This window comes from Micromonospora costi, assembly GCF_003626655.1.
In the GTDB taxonomy this organism is placed as follows: Bacteria; Actinomycetota; Actinomycetes; order Mycobacteriales; family Micromonosporaceae; genus Micromonospora; species Micromonospora costi.
The window spans coordinates 124,668-136,368 of sequence record NZ_RBAN01000005.1 but is presented as its reverse complement, the minus strand read 5'-3'; the positions used below and the strand labels follow the sequence as shown (position 1 = coordinate 136,368).

The 11,701-nt window shown below is 71.4% G+C and carries 10 protein-coding genes; 4 read left to right on the top strand and 6 right to left on the bottom strand.

Annotated elements, in window-relative coordinates:
- The first annotated feature begins 314 nt into the window (after nt 1–314).
- On the top strand, nt 315–1,172 hold the full coding sequence (locus D7193_RS33550) for a peptidoglycan-binding domain-containing protein (protein WP_158674869.1): 858 nt from the start codon (nt 315–317) through the stop codon (nt 1,170–1,172).
- A 194-nt stretch (nt 1,173–1,366) separates the two neighbouring features.
- Here the strand turns inward: D7193_RS33550 and D7193_RS26365 are convergent, their stop codons facing one another.
- Nucleotides 1,367–2,413 carry a hypothetical protein gene (locus tag D7193_RS26365; RefSeq protein ID WP_120782321.1) on the bottom strand — a complete coding sequence of 349 codons (1,047 nt, stop codon included), beginning with the start codon at nt 2,411–2,413 and terminating at the stop codon, nt 1,367–1,369.
- Between the two features lie 69 nt (nt 2,414–2,482).
- Here D7193_RS26365 and D7193_RS26360 point away from each other — a divergent pair, with 69 nt between their 5' ends.
- Together D7193_RS26360 and D7193_RS26355 are read left to right on the top strand one after the other, a co-directional pair.
- Nucleotides 2,483–3,019 carry a VOC family protein gene (locus D7193_RS26360; protein WP_120782320.1) on the top strand — a complete coding sequence of 179 codons (537 nt, stop codon included), beginning with the start codon at nt 2,483–2,485 and terminating at the stop codon, nt 3,017–3,019.
- The gene (locus tag D7193_RS26355) at nt 3,012–3,815 is read left to right on the top strand and encodes a MerR family transcriptional regulator (RefSeq protein ID WP_120782496.1); all 804 of its coding nucleotides are present in this window, start codon (nt 3,012–3,014) and stop codon (nt 3,813–3,815) included. Before D7193_RS26360 ends, D7193_RS26355 begins: the two co-directional genes overlap by 8 nt.
- 51 nt (nt 3,816–3,866) lie before the next feature.
- On the opposite strand, the gene D7193_RS26350 is transcribed toward D7193_RS26355, so the two are convergent.
- Together D7193_RS26350 and D7193_RS26345 are read right to left on the bottom strand one after the other, a co-directional pair.
- On the bottom strand, nt 3,867–5,759 hold the full coding sequence (locus tag D7193_RS26350) for a DUF2207 family protein (protein ID WP_120782319.1): 1,893 nt from the start codon (nt 5,757–5,759) through the stop codon (nt 3,867–3,869).
- A gap of 10 nt (nt 5,760–5,769) precedes the next feature.
- The gene (locus tag D7193_RS26345; protein WP_241563490.1) at nt 5,770–6,345 is read right to left on the bottom strand and encodes a LemA family protein; all 576 of its coding nucleotides are present in this window, start codon (nt 6,343–6,345) and stop codon (nt 5,770–5,772) included.
- Between the two features lie 535 nt (nt 6,346–6,880).
- Here D7193_RS26345 and D7193_RS34760 point away from each other — a divergent pair.
- Complete coding sequence (locus D7193_RS34760; protein WP_338324125.1) at nt 6,881–7,300, top strand: SanA/YdcF family protein; 420 nt, start codon at nt 6,881–6,883, stop codon at nt 7,298–7,300.
- Between the two features lie 115 nt (nt 7,301–7,415).
- On the opposite strand, the gene mmsB is transcribed toward D7193_RS34760, so the two are convergent.
- The 3 genes from mmsB to chvE form a co-directional block, all read right to left on the bottom strand.
- On the bottom strand, nt 7,416–8,666 hold the full coding sequence (gene mmsB, locus D7193_RS26335) for a multiple monosaccharide ABC transporter permease (RefSeq protein ID WP_120782317.1): 1,251 nt from the start codon (nt 8,664–8,666) through the stop codon (nt 7,416–7,418).
- On the bottom strand, nt 8,663–10,201 hold the full coding sequence (mmsA, locus tag D7193_RS26330) for a multiple monosaccharide ABC transporter ATP-binding protein (RefSeq protein WP_120782316.1): 1,539 nt from the start codon (nt 10,199–10,201) through the stop codon (nt 8,663–8,665). Before mmsA ends, mmsB begins: the two co-directional genes overlap by 4 nt.
- Before the next feature lie 81 nt (nt 10,202–10,282).
- Nucleotides 10,283–11,425: a multiple monosaccharide ABC transporter substrate-binding protein gene (gene chvE / locus D7193_RS26325; protein WP_120782315.1), complete on the bottom strand. Its 1,143-nt coding sequence runs from the start codon at nt 11,423–11,425 to the stop codon at nt 10,283–10,285.
- Nucleotides 11,426–11,701: the final 276 nt, after the last annotated feature.

Genomic DNA, 11,701 nt, shown 5'->3' with positions numbered 1-11,701 from the left:
CGTCGCCACTCAGGCAACTCGTGCTGGCCCGCTCGTCGGGCGCGCGTCGACTGATCCGGAGGCGCCCACGACCGACCGGCGGCGACGTCGACCGGGAGGGACAGTCGTGCTGCAAGAAACGCGACTTCACGTTTGCCGCCGTCCGCTCCCCTGCCGCACGGTGGCCGCAGTCGCCCACACAGGAGGGAGCACACGATGAGCACGAACGTCGACGACCTCGAGATCACCTGCTTCGACGAGGACGACGACCCGGAGAACAAGGTCGGCGAACCGGTCGAGTACGACCTCGCCAGCGTGGACGACGAGGAGTGATCGTGGGAGTTCATCTGGCGCCGGCGCTCGCCGTCCTGCGGGCCGAGGTCAACCAACGCTGGCCGCACCGGGACAAGGCCTCGGACGGGTGGATCGGTGACGCGGCGCACCAGGCCCGCAAGTCCGACCACAATCCCGACGGTGACGACTCGTCGGTCAACGCCGCCGACTTCGACCGGGACGGCATCGATCCGCTGCTGCTCGTCCGTCGCTGCATCGAGCACCCCTCGACGCAGTACGTGATCTTCGACCGGACGATCTGGAGCCGGAGCCGCGGGTTCCGGCCGGCCCGGTACACCGGCTCGAATCCGCACGACAAGCACGTGCACGTCAGCGTCGGCCATGCCCGCAGCCTCGAGGACAGCACCCGGGCCTGGGGCATCGCCACCGCCACGGCGTCGAAACTCGGCGACCGCACCCTCCGCAAGGGCAACAAGGGCAGTGACGTACGGGAACTCCAGAGCCTCGCCAACCGGCTGGGCGGCCGGCTGAGCGTCGACGGGGTGTTCGGTGCGCGCACCGAAGCCTGGGTCCGGGCCTTCCAGACGTCGAAGAGGTTGGCCGTGGACGGCATCGTCGGGCCGAAGACGACCGCCGCGATCCGCGCGGCGACGAAGCCGACACCGAAGCCCGCCGGCCGCCGGCCCGGCACCCGTACGGTGCGACGCGGGCTCAGCGGCGAGGACGTCGCGTTCGTGCAGCGGTTCATCGGTGAGCGGCGCTGCGGGAAGGCCAGCGGGACGTTCGACGCCCGGACGGAGGAGGGTGTCCGCTGGTACCAGCGGATGCAGGGCATCGGCGTCGACGGCGTCGTCGGCCGGGTCACGTGGACCAGGATGAGAGTGACGGTCGGGTACTAGGGCCTGTATCGACGTCGGTGTCGGCGCCCTGAGCTGGTGTGAGGATCTTCGCGTGTCGGAGATCGAGATGCGGCCAGGTAACCATTCACCTCGCCGCCATCAGCCGCCATCAACGGGTGGCTGTGATCGGTCGGGCCGCAGGATTCCCCGGGCGGAGGCTTCGGCGGGGTGAGGGTGGGCGGCCGTCGCAGAGGTCAGGCGGGGAACGCGATCGGCTCGTCGGTGCCTTGCCTGGTGAACAGCCACGCCGGAACCAGCCGTGGGTGGTGGCCGTCGTTGGCCCAGTCGAGCGCGTAGACGAAACGCGCGCCGGTCACATCCGGCGAGGGATTGCGCCTGACGCATGGAGGCGTCCCCGCGCCGTAGGCCACCGGGCACAACTGCCCGGACGAAGGAGTGCCCGCAGCCTCCTGCTGGAGGCGAGCGAATGCCTGCCTGGCGTCGAGCAGCGGACGCTCGGCGTCCCCGCGCGCCGGCCCCAGCCATCCGGCGGCATAGGCGACGCCGCGCTCATCGAGCTGGACTCTGGTTCCCCAGCCCCAGGTCGGGTGGCCCTCAATACGGGGCTCGGCCACCACCTGGCCCTGCTCGAAACGTGCCAGAGTCGCGTCGAGGCCGGCTGCGCGCAGGATGGGGTGGGTGAGCGTGAGCGCCCGCTGTTCGCCCGAGTCGTACGGCGCCTCACCGGTGGTTTGCTGCTGCCGCATGTATCTCCATCGGCCGCCGCTGTTCGGCCAGATCTCCAGCCTGGCCTCGCTGCGGGTGACCGTCCACGGGTTGCCGGCGAAGCCGATCGGCTCGTCACCGAAGCCGAGCGCCTCGGCCAGCGCGATTGCGCGGCGCTGTGGTGGCGTGGTCAGCGCGTACGTGCGTCCCGTGCCCGGGCTGCGCTCGGACAGGGGACGTGCCATGACGTACGTCCCGTACAGGAAGCCGAGCCTGTGGTCCGGATACAGGGGCGGGACGGAGGGGGCACTGACGACCTCGACGCCCGACGGGAGAGGGATCGCATCCGCGTGGGGAGGTCCGGTGCCCGAGCAGGCGGTCAGCAGACCGGCACCGACCAGGACGAGACCAAGCGACCGTCGAACCCGGCCGCCTGCCGAGGAGATCCTGTGCTTCGGGGCCAGCTCATCCGGCGGCGCGCACGCCGCACCGGACAACGGCCAGGCCGGCAGCGAGGGAAACCTCATGACGCGAGATTCTGTCACTTGAGGCATGCCGACGGTCGACAGCAACATCGCGGCGCCGGTACCGGAGTCAGGGAGCCGGCTTGACCCTCACGTCGCGTGAGGCCGGAGGGTGGGCACATGAGCGACTACTACGACGCCTTCGAGATGAGCCCGGTGCCCGCCCCCGGCCCGGATGCGGTTCCGCCGGAGCCGTTCCGGGGGATCTACGGGATGCCCGCGTTCGCGACGATCCCCACGAACGACCTGGCGGCGTCGGTGGACTTCTGGACTCGTGGGCTCGGGTTCTTCGAGCTGTTCAGCATCCCCGGCAGGCTCGTGCATCTGCGCCGGTGGGCGTTCCAGGACGTACTCCTCGTCTCGGCGGAGAGGGTTCCGGCGGAGCCGCCGGCGATGAGTGTCAGCTTCTCGTGCGTGCTCAGCCAGATCGACTCTCTCGCCGAGGCCTGTCGAGCGGTGAGCCCGGACGCGGTTGACGGCCCACGGGACACTCCCTGGAACACCCGCGACGTGGAGGTGATCACCCCCGAGAACGCGCGAATCGTCCTCACCGCGGCGAAGCCCTTCGACCCGGCCAGTCAGGAGGCGCGGAACCTGGAGGCCGTCGGGATCACCCCGCCGGGCGTCGGTCGCGGCGACAATGGGGCGCATGCCTGATGCCACGCTCGCCGAGGGCCTGACCGTCGGCCAGGTCTCGGCGCGTCTGGACGTGACGGTCCGCGCGCTGCACCACTGGGACGACATCGGTCTCGCGCGACCGTCGCTGCGTACGAGGGCCGGGTACCGGCTCTACACCGCCGGCGACCTGGAACGCCTGCACCGCATCGTCGTCTACCGGGAGCTCGGCCTCGACCTCGACAGGATCCGGGCCGTCCTGGACGGCTCGACAGTTGACCTGCCCGCCGCGTTGCGCGCGCAGCGCGCCCAGGTCGCCCAGCGGATCGACCGCCTCCGGCAGCTCGGCGCCGGCCTGGATCGGATGATCGCCGTCCACGAGCGCGGCCTGCTGCTGACCGTCGAGCAGCAGGCCGCGATCTTCGGCCCCGAGTGGAACCCGGACTGGCCCGCCCGGGCCCGTCAGCGCTACGGGGACACGACACAGTGGCAGCAGTACGCCGAGCGGGCGGCCTCCCGCAGTCCGGAGGAGTGGCAGGCCATCGCCGACGCCGTCGCCGACCTCGACCGGGCCCTCGGGGACGCGGTGGAGGCCGGTGTCGCCCCTGGCAGCGCGGAGGCGAACCGCCTCGTCGAGCGGCACCGTGAGGTGTTCGGTGCGTACTTCCCGCTCACCCGTCAGATGCAGGTCTGCCTGGGCCGAATGTACGAGGCCGATCCAGGGTTCGCCGCCCACTACGACGGCATTCGCGCCGGCCTCGCCACGTGGTTCCGTCGCAGCGTCGACGCCAGCGCACGCGCCCACGGGATCGACCCCGACACCGCCACCTGGCAGTAGCGCGCGGGTCTGGAAACCCGCGTGCGGGCGCCCCGGCGCGCCCGACCCTGACTAGCGCGGGCCGGACTGGCCGGTCGAGGCGTCCGCCGGGAGGCGCGACAGCGCCGTCGTGAGCAGACCGGCCAGCACCGGCCCGTCGCCCGGCACGGCGTGCGGGCGCACGATGAGCACGACCACGTCGCCGCGCCGGCCGGTGACCCGGTCCCGCCCGACGTACGCCTCGTCGCCGACGCCCGGCAGGGCCTGGCCGACGCTCCTGCTCATGAGCAGCGTGGCGGTCGCCATCCGGCCGCCCGGGACGACGGTGACGCCCAGCACGGTCGAGCCGCGTCCGTCCACGAACCGGGCGGCCCAGCGCGCCTCGTCGGCCGACTCCGGACGCACGAGCGACACCCGTACGCCGAGCGCCGTACCGACCTCGGCGGCGCTGAGCAGGTGGTCCGGACGGACAACGGCCGGCCCGGCGGTCGCCGCACCGACGCCGGTCTCCTCGTCCTCCGTGTCGTCGAACGGCTCGGCCGTCTCGGACGCGGGCCGGTGCACGGTGACCCGGGTGACGCGGCGGGTCCAGGGGCGGACGCGCACGGTCACGACATCGCCGAGCCGGCATTCGCCGGCGATCTCCTCGGGCAGGACCCAGGCCCGCAACTGCTCGGCGCGGCCGTCGTCGACGACGAGGTAGTGGTTGATCGGGGTGGAGCTGCGGTCGCTGTCGGACGAGCGGACCTGCCGGACCTGCTGCCAGAGCACCTCTCCGGTGACGTCGGCGGGTGCGACCAGGTCGATGAGTGCCCGGACGCCGAGGTATCCGGCGTAGCCGAGCAGCACCAGCCCGAGGGTGACGACCCCGAGCGTGACCGGGTCGATCGAGGTGAGCCGCGACCAGAGGCCCGCCTCCGCGTCGGGCGAGCCGGGGGCCGGGGCGAGCAGCGCCGCGCCCACCACCCGGGCGAACGTCCAGCCGACCATGGCGGCGAGGATCGCCCGGAAGACGATCCAGCCCAGGGCCTGGCCGTACCGGGGCAGGCCGGCCGGGTACGTGACCGGCACCTGGCGCCAGCCGCCCCCGTACGACGACCAGAGCCGCTTCCGGTCGGCGATGCCGAGGTGGATCACCCGTGACGCCACCCGCGTGACGCCGAGGGCGGCCCCGTAGGACAGATAGCGGTCCCACACCGTGACCGCGGCGGGCGGCAGGTCGGCGAACGACTCGTGGCCGGCCAGCCAGGTGCGCAACCCGAGCCACCGGGCGGCCACCTCCCGCCCGGCCGGGGTGTCCCGTTCGCCGAGGTCACGGCCGGCGATGGCGGCCAGCGCGGCCGCCGTGAGGACGAGAGCCGCGACGGCGCCGAACGGGTCGTCGCCGGTGCGGCGCAGGTAGTGCCAGACCCCGGCGGTGACCCCGGCGGCGGCGAGGACGCCCAGGATGCCGAGAGTGGTGACCATGACCTTCGAGAACCGCCGCCGGGACAGCCCGAGCCGGCGGGCGTCGGCCACGACGTACCGGCGCATCCGCTTCGACCAGCTGGCGGCGCGGCCCGCGTCGGAGAAGCTCAGCGCCGTCAACGGGACGACGCCGTCGACCGCCCGCTGGGTGACCCGGTCGTGGACGAGGCGCTCGTAGCGGGTCAGGTGCTCGGGCGAGCGGCCGGTCAGGTGCACCGTGGTGTGCTGGGGGTCGGCGTCGGCCTGCCGCAGTTCGACGTACCCGCGCGCCGCGAGGTCGAGCAGCGTGGACTCGGCGGCGTCGACGGTGACCTGCCACTGGTTGGCCAGGAGGCTGACCACCGCGGGCGGCTCCTGCCCGGGAAGGTCCATGCCGGCCGGTGCGGGCGTGACGCCGGCCGGGCGGTTCGACAGCCGGGCGAGCCCGTAGACGGCGGCCCAGACGGCGAGGCAGGCCAGCGGCAGGAAGAGTTCGACGGCGAGGTTGTCGGAGGTCATCGCGGCGCGCTCAGAAGCGGACGGAGACGTCGGCGCGCTCGTCGCCCGCGGCCTCGAAGTACGGTTCGACGTGGAAGCCGCCGAACCCGGCGATGATGCTGCTGGGCACGGTCTGCACGGCGGTGTTCAGCGACTGGACGGCGCTGTTGTAGAACTGCCGCGCATAGGCGATCTTGTCCTCGGTGGCGGCAAGTTCCCGCTGCAGCTCGGCGAAGGTCTCGCTGGCCCGCAGCTGCGGGTACGCCTCGGCCACCGCGAAGAGCCGGCCCAGCGCCTGGGTGAGGGCGCCCTCGGCGGCCACCCGGTCCGGCGCGCCCCCGGAGGCGCCGACGGCCGCGGCCCGCGCGGCGGTCACCGCGTCGAGGGTCTGCCGCTCGTGTGCGGCGTAGCCCTGCACGGTCTCCACCAGGTTGGGAATCAGCGAGTGCCGGCGCTTGAGCTGCACGTCGACCTGCGCCCACGACGCCTGCACCTGCGCGCGCAGCCGGACCAGGCGGTTGTAACCGCGCACGACCGCGACCAGCAGGACGACCACCAGCAGCACCACCAACGCCAGCACGATGACCAGCACCAGGCCCGAACTCACGGCACTCACCTCTCGATCGACGTGCTCCGCCGGGCACCTCGCGGCGGTCGCACCCATGATGATCCGTCGGCACCGCAAGGGAATCGGCTCTGCCGCCGATGCGGAGGTCCACCGTCCGGTCGGCTCCGGCGTCGGCGTGAGCCGTGGCCGTACGCCCGATGTCAGGGCCGGGGCCGGAGCGTGAACATGCGGCGACGGCGCACCCGCGCGAACCGGGCGTCGGGCGGGGCCGGGATAATCCCGTGGATGCGGGGGTGGTTCGCGCCGGTGCGACGGTGGTTGGGAGAGCACCGGAGGCTCGTCCTCCGTACGCTCGCCGCGGCGGGCGTCGCCGCGGTGCTGGTGGGCGGCGGCACGGTGGCCAGTGCGGCGTGGGTCCGCGCCGGCGCGGACGGCCACCTCTACCGGGAGTCCGAGGTGCCCGAGGCACCGGTCGCTCTCGTGCTGGGGACCAAGGTGGACGCGGACGGCACGCCGTCCCCGTTCCTCGCCGCCCGTCTGGAGATCGCGCGGCGGCTGTTCGAGGCGGGCAGGGGTGCGCGCCATCCTGGTGTCCGGCGACAACCGCAGCGCCGACTACGACGAGCCCGGCGCGATGCGGCGCTGGCTGGTCGACCGGGGTGTGCCGGAGCGCAGGGTGGTACGCGACGACGCGGGCCTCGACACGTACGACTCGTGCGCGCGGGCGAAGCGGATCTTCGGGGTGGACCGGGCGACCGTGGTGACGCAGTCGTTCCACCTGCCCCGCGCCGTGTCGCTGTGCCGGCGTCTGGGCATCGACGCGAACGGGGTGGGCGACGAGACCGCTGAACGGTACGCCGGACGGTGGTGGGTCAGTTCCACCCGCGAGTACGGCGCCTGCGTGAAAGCGACGCTGGATCTGCTCTCCGGTCGGGATCCGGCGCATCTCGGCGATCGGGAGACCGGTGTCGACGACGCCCTCCGGGACCGGTGAACGCGGGCGTCCGGGCACATCCACGAGCGTCGACCGGCACGTCGCATGTTAGCGATCACATCGCGCGTCCTACGTGGACCGGCGCGGCCCGCCGGTGCGGGCCGCGCCGTCCGTTTCAGCGGGCCGACCCGGCCCGGCGCTTGTTGTAGACGTCGAAGGCCACGGCTACGAGCAGGACGAGCCCCTTCACCACCGACTGCATCGACTGGTCGACGCCCATGAGCTGCATCCCGTTGCTCATCACGGCCATGATGAGGCCGCCGACCATGGCGCCCACGACCGTGCCCACGCCGCCGGTGACCGCCGCGCCCCCGATGAACGCCGCGGCGATCGCGTCGAGTTCGAACATGTTCCCGGCCGCCGGCTGGGCGCCGTTGGACCGGGACGAGTAGATGACCCCGGCCACCGCGGCCAGGAAGCCCATGTTGACGAACATCCAGAAGTTGACGGTGCGGACCTTCACACCGGACAGCGTCGCGGCCGACAGGTTGCCGCCGATCGCGTACACCCGACGCCCGAAGACCGTGCGGCGGGTCACCAGCCCGTAGACGAGCACGAGGACGGCGAGGACGATCAGGACGATCGGCAGGCCGCGCGCGTGCGCGAGCTGCCACGCGAAGTACATGATGACCGCGCCGACCAGCAGCACCCGCGTCACGAACAGCGGGAACGACTCGACGGGCTGCTGGTAGCGGATGCGCGCGAGTCGCGTCCGGAAGACGCTGACCGCGTAGCCGGCCACCGCCACCGCGCCGATGAGCAGCGTGAAGGCGTCGTAGCCCTGGCCGCCGATGAGCCCGTTGAGGAAACCGGCCGCGACGCGCTGGTACTCGGCCGGGAACGGCGACAGCGAGATGTTGTCGAGCACCCGCAGCGTCAGCCCGCGGAACAGGAGCATGCCGGCCAGGGTCACGATGAACGCCGGGATCCCCGCGTACGCGACCCAGAAGCCGTGCCAGGCGCCGACCAGGATGCCGACGGCCAGCGCCGCGAGGATGCCGACCCACCACGGGTAGCCCTGCCGGATGACGAGCACCGCGGACACGGCGCCGGTGAGCGCGACCACCGAGCCCACCGACAGGTCGATGTGGCCGCCGATGATCACGATGACCATGCCGATCGCGAGCACCAGGATGTACGAGTACTGCAGGACGATGTTCGTGATGTTGCCCGGGCTGAGCGAGACGCCGTCGGTCAGGACCGCGAAGAGGGCGACGATCACGACGAGGGCGATGTAGATCCCGCTCTGGCGCAGGTTGCCCAGGATCAGTGCCCGCGGATCGCTGGTCCCGATGTGCAGGGCGGCGGAGGCTCCGTCGCCGGACGACGTGCGTTGCGGGGTCGCCGGCGGCTTGGTGGTGGTCATCGGACGAGCTCCCTGTCCTTCGTCATGAGCTCCATGAGGTTCTCCTGGGTGGCCTCCGCGACCGGCATCTCACCGGTGATCCGGCCGGCCGCGAGGGTGTAGATCCGGTCGCACATCCCGAGCAGCTCGGGCAGTTCGGAGGAGATGAGGACGACGGCCTTGCCGTCGGCGACCAGCCGGTTGACGATCGTGTAGATCTCGAACTTGGCGCCGACGTCGATGCCCCGAGTCGGCTCGTCGAGGATGAGCACGTCCGGGTCGGTGAACAGCCACTTCGACAGGACGACCTTCTGCTGGTTGCCGCCGGAGAGCTTGCCGACCACCGCCATGACGCTCGGCGCCTTGATGTTCATGTCGCGCCGGCCGTCCTCGGCGACCTTGATCTCCTCGTTGCCGTTGACCCAGCCGAGGCGGGCGAGCTTGTTGAGCGCCGCGGCCGAGACGTTGCGGCGCAGGTCGTCGATCAGGTTGAGGCCGTAGCGCTTGCGGTCCTCGGTCGCGTACGCGATCCCGTTCGCGATCGCCTCCGCGACCGTGCGCGCCCTGACCTCCCGGCCGCGCACGAACAGCCGTCCGCTGACGGCCCGGCCGTACGAGCGGCCGAACACGCTCATCGCGAGTTCGGTGCGCCCGGCACCCATGAGCCCGGCGATGCCGACGACCTCACCGGCCCGGACGGTCAGGTTGACGCCGTCGACCACCAGGCGGTCCTGCGTCGGGTGACGGACCGACCAGTCCTCGACGCGCAGGACCTCCTCCCCGGGCGACGACACCCGATCGGGGTAGAAGCTGGAGAGGTCGCGACCCACCATGCCCCGGATGATCCGCTCCTGGGTCGCCTCGCCGGAGGTCATGTCGAGTGTCTCGACCGTCCGCCCGTCACGGATCACGGTGGTGGAGTCGGCGATGGCGGTGATCTCGCTGAGCTTGTGGGAGATCATGATGCAGGTGACGCCGTCGTCGCGGAGCCGCCGGATCAGGTCGAGCAGGTGCGCCGAGTCGATGTCGTTGAGGGCGGCGGTCGGCTCGTCGAGGATGAGCAGCCGCACCTTCTTCGACAGCGCCTTGGCGATCTCCACGAGCTGCTGCTTGCCGACGCCCAGCTGGATGATCGGGGTGACCGGGTTCTCGTGCAGGCCGACGGACGCGAGCAACTCGGCCGCGTCGGCGTTGGTGCGGTTCCAGTCGATCAGCCCGCCGGGGCCGCGCCGCTCGTTGCCGAGGAAGATGTTCTCGGCGATCGAGAGGTGGGGCACCAGGGCGAGTTCCTGGTGGATGATGACGATGCCGCGGGCCTCGCTGTCGCGGATGCCACGGAAGTGCACGGGGGCGCCGTCGAAGACGATCTCACCGTCGTACGACCCGGTGGGGTGGACGCCGGAGAGCACCTTCATGAGGGTGGACTTGCCCGCGCCGTTCTCGCCGCAGATGGCGTGGATCTCGCCGCGCCGCACCGCGAGCGAGACGTCCTGGAGCGCGGTCACGCCCGGGAAGGTCTTCGTGATGTGGCGCATCTCGAGGATGTTGTCGGCCATGGTCACCGTCCTGGTCGTACCGTCATGTGGTGGACCCGTGGGGGCCCGGTGCGGCACGCCGGCACCGGGCCCCGCGGCCGGTCAGCCCTTGGCCTGGCCGCTGGCGACCTCCTCGGCCGTCCAGTAGCCGGAGTCGACGAGGGCGGACTTGATGTCGTCCTTGTAGACGGTCTGCACCGGCAGGAGGAACGACGGCACGACCTTCACGCCGTTGTCGTACGTCTTGGTGTCGTTCGCCTGCGGCTCCTTCTCCTGGAGGAACGCCTCGGCGGCGATGACCGCCTGCTCGGCCAGCAGCCGGGTGTCCTTGAAGATGGTGGAGCTCTGGACGCCGTCGTTGATGAGCTTGACCGAGGCGATCTCGGCGTCCTGGCCGGTCACCACGGGCATCTTGCTGCCCGACCCGCCGTAGCCGGCGTTCTGCAGGGCGGTGATGATCCCGCGGGACAGGCCGTCGTAGGGCGACAGGACGCCCTGGACCTTCGAGCCGTCGTTGTAGCTCGACGTCAGCAGGTCCTCCATCCGCTTCTGCGCGGTCTCCTGCTGCCAGCGGAGGATCGCCACCTGCTCGATGGCCGTCTGGCCGGACTTCACCCGCAGCGACTTGTCGTCGATGAACGGCTTGAGCGTGTCCATGGCGCCGTCGAAGAAGAAGTGGGCGTTGTTGTCGTCGAGCGAGCCGGCGAACAGCTCGATGTTGAACGGCCCCTTCGCGGTGCCCTTCGAGCCGTCCTTGTTGAGCAGGCCGAGGCCGACGAGCAGCGCGGTGGCCTGGGCGACGCCGACCTTGTAGTTGTCGAAGCTCACGTAGAAGTTCACGTTCGGGCTGTCCCGGATGAGCCGGTCGTACGCGATGACGGGGATCTTCGCGTCGGCGGCCGCCTGCAGCTGCCCGCTCAGGGCCGTGCCGTCGATGGCCGCGATGACCAGCACGTCCGCGCCCTGGGTGATCATCTGGTCGACCTGCTGGGACTGCGTCGGGATGTCGTCCCCCGCGTACTGGAGGTCGACCTTGTAGCCCTTCGCCTCCAGCTTCTGCTTCACCGAGTTGCCGTCGGCGATCCACCGCTCGGAGGTCTGCGTCGGCATCGAGACGCCGATGGTCAGGTCGGACGGCTTCTCACCGCTCGTGTCGCCGCCACCGCCCGCTCCCTCACCACCGCAGGCCGCCAGGCTGAGCGCCAGCACCGCGCCGCTGAAGGCGGCTAGAAATCGTTTGCCCACAACCTGTCTCTCCTCTCCGGACTTGCCGGAATCACGGGTGACACTGCCGTAGTGTTAGCGCTCACATTGAAGGCGTCAACACCCCTACCCGACATACGGTTGTCACGGTCTCGTAACGGTGTCGAATCGACGCGCGCCCTGGCGCGACGGCCACTACGAGGATCGCCCGACGCCACTGCCGTGGGTGACCGACGTCAATTCGGCGGTGGCGCCCCGTGCCGCTCGGCGACCGGCACGCCGGCGCCCGTGCCGGTCCGCGCCGGGCACGCCGGTGCC